The sequence below is a fragment of the Streptomyces sp. NPDC055078 genome (assembly GCF_053607985.1).
Genome location: NZ_JBSGUP010000712.1, coordinates 1 through 4,097, shown reverse-complemented (window position 1 = coordinate 4,097; position 4,097 = coordinate 1). Strand labels below are relative to the sequence as shown.

At 70.8% G+C, this 4,097-nt stretch carries 5 protein-coding genes; 2 read left to right on the top strand and 3 right to left on the bottom strand.

Annotated elements, in window-relative coordinates; genetic code table 11:
• Window positions 1-31 precede the first annotated feature (31 nt).
• On the bottom strand, window positions 32-262 hold the full coding sequence (locus tag ACWF94_RS35305; RefSeq protein WP_453498236.1) for a DUF4287 domain-containing protein: 231 nt from the start codon (window positions 260-262) through the stop codon (window positions 32-34).
• Window positions 263-361: 99 nt separating this feature from the next.
• Here ACWF94_RS35305 and ACWF94_RS35300 point away from each other — a divergent pair, with 99 nt between their 5' ends.
• Entirely contained in the window at window positions 362-688 is a 327-nt protein-coding gene (locus tag ACWF94_RS35300; protein ID WP_453498233.1) for a hypothetical protein, read from the top strand.
• Window positions 689-763: 75 nt separating this feature from the next.
• On the opposite strand, the gene ACWF94_RS35295 is transcribed toward ACWF94_RS35300, so the two are convergent.
• Together ACWF94_RS35295 and ACWF94_RS35290 are read right to left on the bottom strand one after the other, a co-directional pair.
• Entirely contained in the window at window positions 764-1,702 is a 939-nt protein-coding gene (locus tag ACWF94_RS35295) for a hypothetical protein (protein WP_453498230.1), read from the bottom strand.
• Window positions 1,703-2,034: 332 nt separating this feature from the next.
• Window positions 2,035-3,255, bottom strand: a complete 1,221-nt coding sequence (locus ACWF94_RS35290; protein ID WP_453498227.1) for an acetyl-CoA C-acetyltransferase — start codon at window positions 3,253-3,255, stop codon at window positions 2,035-2,037.
• Window positions 3,256-3,601: 346 nt separating this feature from the next.
• Here ACWF94_RS35290 and ACWF94_RS35285 point away from each other — a divergent pair.
• Window positions 3,602-4,097 (top strand): GNAT family N-acetyltransferase (locus ACWF94_RS35285; RefSeq protein WP_453498225.1); only part of this gene is annotated, 496 nt, incomplete at its 3' end.

The window sequence follows — 4,097 nt, the reverse complement described above, 5'->3', positions numbered from 1 at the left end:
GTCCAGATATCGGCTGTGCTGTCGGGGGGGGCTAGAGCAGTTTGCGGGCGGCACGCCTCAGGTCGTACTCATGGATGATCGCTTTGGCGTGGCCGTACGTGAGATTGTGTTCGCTCCGGAGCCAGCTGACCTTCTCCTCGAAACGGAAGAGGGACGGGCCATCCTCGACGGCGCGGAGCCAGTCGGAGATCTCACGACCGGTGCAGTGGGGGATTCGGGAGAGCAGATTTCGATGGGTCTCTTCGGAGAAGACTTGGGACATCGGCGCCTCCGGACGCGTTGCGCGTGTGCTCCTTCCCGCCACCGTGCCTGAGCGTTCGCGTATTGGCAACAGCCCAGAAGGTGCGCATAGGGTCGCACTGTGGTTGATACGACTGAGCTGACCGCCGTGGTGGAGCGTTTCGCCGACCGGTTGCGGGCCGCCCCGCAGAGCAGGCTCCAGCGGGGTGCCGCCGCCGAGGGGCTGGGGCTGGCCAGGGAGTTGGCACTGCGTGCCCAGCGGATCGAAACCCCCGGCGAGACCCCGAGGACGATGCCGGACGCGGGGGTGTTCGCGGTCGCCGATCAGCTGATGGTGGCCGGGACGGATCTGGCCGAGGCAGTGAGAACGGCCCCGTCCCCCCGCGCGGCGGAGGTGACCGAGGCCGTGGCACTGACCCGGGCGGCGGCGGAGCGGGCCTTCGCCTAGGGTCTTTCGTTTGGATCGGGCCGGGTGGATCGGGCCGGGTGGGCCGGGGGTGGACCGAGGGTGGACCGGGCCGGGTCAGAGTGAGGCTATGACCCGGTCCGCGAGTATGTAGACCGTCTCCTCGCCGCAGACGAACGTCAGTGCGTACGCCCCCGAGATGCCGGAGCCGCCCAGCAGCACCGGGGCGTCCCCGGCCCGCAGCGCCTCCGCCAGCCGCTCGGCGGTCTCCCGGTGGCCCGGGGTCATGCACAGCGTCGTACCGTCCGCGAAGACATAGACATCGAGCGTGCCGAGCGGACCCGGGCGTACGTCGGTGAGTTCCGTCCGGGCGCCCGCCAGCTCCGCCAGCCGGGACACGGTGCGCTCGTGATCCGTGACCACGGGTGTCTGCACCGGGACGAAGTCGGGGTGCGAGGGGTGCCGGCGGCGGGCCGCGGCCAGTTCGGGGGAGTCCTCGGTGAACCCGGTCGCCCCGGGCAGATCGGCCAGGTCCGTGCCGTGGTTCGGGTCCGCGTCGCTGTCGAGGTCGTCGAACGCCTCGATCGCGTCCAGATCCATCGACTCAAGCCCCACGAAGTCGGCCTGGCGCGGCACGTAGAACGGCAGCTCGTCGGCGGGCGAGCCCGCGCCGCCGGCCATCGGGGCGGGGGCATCCCCGCCGAGCCGGGCGGTCGCGTCGGCGGCGTCCCGGGTCTCCTGCGCGGCCCAGAAGGCCCGCGCCTCGGCCAGCTCGCGCTCCCGCTCCTCGGCGAGGGCCTCGGCGACGGCGGCGCGGATCTCGGCGGCGGGGGTGGTGCGGGCCTGGGGCACCGAGGCGACGGGAGCCTCGCCCGTGCCGGTGGTGGTCACCGTGGTCACGGTGAGGGCGGCGTCGGCGGTCGCGGCCGACAGTTCGGTACGAAGGGCCGCGACCTGCTGACGGAGCCCATGGGCGGCGTGCAGGGCGGCGGCACCCACCACCGTGGCGGCGGCCGTGGTCAGCAGCAGGGCAAGAGACATAGCGCTCACTGACATACTCCCGATTTCGTCGACACCCCCGACTTCCTACCTCAGCTTGCGATGAGCCCGCTCCTCCTGTCAGTGCATTACGTCACGAATTGGACAGGACTTTTGGCCCGCTGTTTACCGGGGGACGGGTTTGACCTGGGGGACGAATCTCCCCCAGGAGATAGGTCACATCCTGGGGGAGATTCGGTCACGACCCGGAAACCCGGCCTTGGCGGCGGGCGGCCGGCGGCTGGCGGCCGGCAGCCGATGGCCGGTGGCCGATGGCCGATGGCCGGGTCGGCCGGGCCGTCCGCCTGCCGCCCCGTCTGCCTGTCGGCCGCCCCCTGCCCCCTCGGGGATCAGCTCAGCCGCTCCAGCACCATCGCCATGCCCTGGCCGCCGCCCACGCACATCGTCTCCAGCGCGAACTGCTTGTCGTGGAACTGAAGGCTGTTGATCAGGGTGCCGGTGATCCGCGCGCCGGTCATGCCGTACGGGTGGCCCACCGCGATCGCGCCGCCGTTGACGTTCAGCTTGTCGATGTCGATGCCCAGGTCCCGGTAAGAGGGGATGACCTGAGCGGCGAACGCCTCGTTGATCTCGACCAGGTCGATATCGCCGATGGTCAGTCCGGCGCGGGACAGCGCCTGCTGGGACGCCTCGACCGGCCCGTACCCCATGATCTCCGGGGAGAGGCCGGAGACGCCCGTGGAGACGATCCGGGCGAGCGGGGTGAGCCCCAGCTCACGGGCCTTGGTGTCGCTCATGATCACGAGGGCGGCGGCACCGTCGTTGAGCGCGCAGCAGTTGCCCGCGGTGACCAGTCCATCGGGCCGGAACACCGGCTTCAGCCCCTCGACACCCTCCAGGGTCACCCCCGCGCGCGGCCCGTCGTCCTTGCTGACGACCGTGCCGTCCGGGGTGGTGACGGGGGTGATCTCCCGCTCCCAGAAGCCCTTGTCGATGGCCGCCTCGGCGAGGTTCTGCGACCGTACGCCGAACTCGTCCATGTCCCGGCGGGTCACGCCCTTGAGGCGGGCCAGGTTCTCGGCGGTCTGCCCCATGGCGATGTAGGCGTCCGGGAGGAGTCCGTCCTCGCGGGGGTCGTGCCAGGAGTCGACCCCGCCCTCGGCGACCTGCGCGGTACGCGCCTGGGCCTCGGCGAACACCGGGTTCTGGGTGCCGGGCTGGCCGTCCGACGAGCCGTTGGCGAAGCGGGAGACCATCTCGACGCCCGCCGAGATGAAGACATCGCCCTCACCGGCCTTGATGGCGTGCATCGCCATCCGGGACGTCTGGAGCGACGACGAGCAGTACCGGGTGACGGTACAGCCGGGGAGATGGTCCATCCCCATCTGTACGGCCACGATCCGGCCGAGGTTGTGCCCCTGCTCGCCCCCGGGGAGACCGCAGCCGAGCATCAGATCGTCGATGTCCTTCGGGTCGAGCCCGGGGACCTTGGCGAGGGCCGCCTCGATGATCGTGGCGGTCAGATCGTCCGCGCGGAGATCTTTGAGGGAGCCCTTGAAGGCACGGCCGATGGGGGAGCGGGCGGCGGAAACGATGACGGCTTCGGGCATCACGGGCTCCAGAGGTGGGACGAGTTGGGACGAGGCGGACTGGGTGGAAGTTACCCCGAGGTAGGGGCGGGGTCACGGTGTAGGGGGTGTGATGCGAGCCTCAATCCTAAGCGAGCGCTCGCTCTCTTCGCATCAGGGGCGGTCTGACGGTCTGGACGGGGGGCGGTGACCCCCGGTCCCGTCGGCCGGGCTCCTCGGGCTCCTCGGGCTCCTCGGGCTCCTCGGGCCGCCGGCCGCCGGGCGTGCCCCGTCTCGTATGCCTCGTATGCCTCGTACGCCTCGCACGCCGAGTTCGGCGGTGTGAGCGGGCGGCCCGCTGATCACCGGCGATCACCAGGGGTGCAGAATGACACTTATGCCGATATCGAACACCCCGAAGATGGCAATGATCGACGATGCTCAGTCGATCAGCCGTACCCTGGCCCTCGCCTTCGACGACGATCCGATGATGCGCTGGTTCTTCCCCGACGACGCCTCGCGCGACGCCGGTCTCGCCCGTTACTTCACGACACTCTTCACCCGGCAGTACGGCCTCCACGGTGTGTGCGAGCGCACCGATGCGGCGGCTGCGTTCTGGGTGCCGCCGGAAGGGCAGGAGAAGGCCGTTCCCGACGCGGAGACGGTCCAGGAACTCCAGGACATCCTCGGCGACCGGGCCGGGCTGTTCCGCGACGCCGTCAAGGCGGCGGCCGAGCAGCCGCCCAAGGAACCCCACTGGTATCTGGCGGTGATCGGCGCCGACCCGGCCGCCCAGGGTCAGGGGCACGGGGCCGCGCTGCTGCGCTCGGGGCTGGCCAAGGCCGACGCGGCGGGCCTGCCCGTCTATCTGGAGTCCTCCAAGC